At 31.1% G+C, this 2,793-nt stretch carries 2 protein-coding genes and 1 pseudogene; all 3 read left to right on the forward strand.

Translation table 11 applies throughout. The features are described from left to right. Positions 1–222: 222 nt before the first annotated feature. Entirely contained in the window at positions 223–1,476 is a 1,254-nt protein-coding gene (gene trpB / locus Q1X91_RS15550; RefSeq protein WP_096736220.1) for a tryptophan synthase subunit beta, read from the forward strand. 167 nt (positions 1,477–1,643) lie between these two features. Then, positions 1,644–1,826: a hypothetical protein gene (locus Q1X91_RS15555; RefSeq protein ID WP_300759517.1), complete on the forward strand. Its 183-nt coding sequence runs from the start codon at positions 1,644–1,646 to the stop codon at positions 1,824–1,826. Between the two features lie 578 nt (positions 1,827–2,404). After that, positions 2,405–2,793 (forward strand): annotated as a pseudogene (locus Q1X91_RS15560) (hypothetical protein); the annotation flags it as partial.

Genomic DNA, 2,793 nt, shown 5'->3' on the forward strand with positions numbered 1-2,793 from the left:
ATGTAAAACATTAAATTAAACAATAATTAATATTATTTAATTTAACATAAAATAATAAACTTGTAAAATTGTTTGTCAAGTAATTTTGAAACAAGTCTATTATAAACTATTTTTTGATAATAAAAAATAAAAAAATATCTTGACAAATTTCATAGATATGTTAATATTACTATATAAAGTAATATTACTAAGAAAAACATTTTAATTTAAGGATTTATGATTATGAAAAACAGTAATAAAGGGTTCTTCGGTAAATTCGGCGGGAGATTCGTACCAGAACCATTAGAGAAATTATTAATTGAATTGGAAGAAGCATTTGCACATTACATTAATGACAAAGAATTTTTAAGCGAGCTTGAGGAATTAAGAGCTGATTTTATAGGAAGACCTACTCCCTTAATGTACGCTAAAAACTTATCTGAAAAAATCGGCGGTGCTAAAATATATGTGAAACTTGAAGGCTTAGCAAATACAGGAGCACATAAGATTAACAATTCAATAGGACAGGCACTTTTAGCCAAGAAGATGGGAAAGAAGAAGATTATTGCAGAAACAGGAGCAGGTCAGCATGGACTTGCCACTGCTGCTGCATGTGCCAAGCTAGGACTTGAATGTTCTATATATATGGGCGAGATAGATGTAAAAAGACAGCAGCCTAATGTAGCCTCTATGGAACTATACGGAGCTAATGTAGTGTCGGTAACCAGAGGAGGAAGAGGACTTAAAGATGCTGTTGATGCGGCATTAGAAGATTGGGTTAAAGATTTAAAAGATACTCACTATTTGCTTGGAAGTGCAGTAGGACCTAGCCCTTACCCTGATATTGTCAGGACTTTCCAATCGGTAATAGGGAAAGAATTGGATAAACAAATACAAGAAAAGAATTTGAATGTTAAAGCTATGATAGCATGCGTAGGCGGCGGTTCTAATGCTATAGGATTTTTTGAGCCTTTTATAGAAAGAGAAAATCCAAAATTAATAGCTGTTGAAGCTGGCGGTATAAGCATGAACCTCGGAGAAAATGCCATTAGAATGAAAAACCCTTATGCCAAAGATGTTGCAGCTCAGGGGTATATGAGCAAATTTATATTAAAAGAAAACGGCGAAATATCAGAAACTATGTCTATATCTGCTGGTTTAGACTATCCGGGAGTTGGTCCTCAGCTTGCATATTTGGGAGAATCTGGAAGAATAGAGTTTACTTATGCTACTGACAAAGAAGCAATTAATGCAGTTAAAGAGTTTGCTAGAAATGAGGGAGTAATATTTGCATTAGAAAGTGCCCATGCTGGTGCTAAGGCTATAGAATATGCCAAACAATACACAAAAGATGATGTAATTATAGTTAATATGTCTGGAAGAGGAGATAAAGATATATTCATAACTTCTCCGATATTCAGAGCAGACAAATGGAAAGAATTTTTAAAAAGTGAATTAGAAAGATTAGAAAAAAACATAGACATTCACAAATTTTAGCCTCCGATATATATTTTTTATTTATAGGTTTTTGTTTATTATTTATTAATATTCAAAAGCCTATTTTTTTAAAAAATTTTCAATTTTTTTTACTTGCATATTTAATTTTTTACGTATATAATTAATAAAGGGATAGTTATACGGTAAAAAATTAACGGAGTTATTATATGAAAAAGAACTTTATTAATAAGAAAATGTATTTTTTACTTCTTTTATTGATTTTGATAGTAGTATTGATAATGTCATGTAAGAAGATTAATTTATTAAGCCCCACATATATACCGCCCCCAACAGCATTTCCAAATATAGAAGATGATAAAGAAGAAATACCAGTGACTGGTATGTTTTAGCTACTAATGAATACCAATACGACCCCAACACAAAAACACTTAAGCCCGCAGGCAAAGGAGCAGTATTAAGAATAGAGAAAGACGGAAAAACAATAACCAAAATACACAGCATTAATTCAGGAGATTTAGAACAAACAGAGTATTGGACTAATCTAAATTCAAAAAAATTAATAATAGAAGCAAATAAAGTATCAATACCATCAAAACCCGAACAAAAATCATATGGTAGTTATGAATATAAAATAAAATTTGAAAAATTAAATATTGTAACTTATGTTCCCGAAGCTTATTACTATCCTTTTGGTGCTTATTCAAATTATACTATAGATTTTATCAGCAGAGAATCAGACAGCCTTATAAATTGGGCATACTCAGCAAATAGAGAAAAGAAAACTTATTATATTCCGCAGCCTAATAAAGATAATCCTACTATACAGGGAAGATATGGTGTACATAGTTTAAATTTTTCATCACTATTTTATCTTAAGGGCAGATTATTTCTTTTCGTTCAGGAAAGCCCTATTGATACAAATCCTACAGGATACAGAGATCCTTCTGCTCCTAAATTTACTATTGGAATGAGATATTATAGTGTTGATGTAAATAAAGATACTTCAGATAATAATAATTGGGTAGAACATAAATTTCCTCTACGCGAAGGAAGAAATGCAGCTATAGATATTCTTTATGAATCAAATAAATTATATGTAAAAGAAAATGGGCATGATATTTATTATGAGTATGATAATGCTTTGGGTTGGGAAGATGTCTGGACTCCTGCTGAAGATGCCTCAAAAATATGGTCAACAGAAGATGGTATAAATTGGAAAGAAGAAAAAGATGTAGATACCTATAAACTTGAAATATATAAAACAATAGGTAATTATACAGTTCCTTTATTATCATACGAACCTCCTGACGGTACGCCTTTCGAGCCTTCATACACTGAGTTAAACGGCAAGTATTA

Source organism: uncultured Brachyspira sp., assembly GCF_949287625.1.
In the GTDB taxonomy this organism is placed as follows: Bacteria; Spirochaetota; Brachyspiria; order Brachyspirales; family Brachyspiraceae; genus Brachyspira.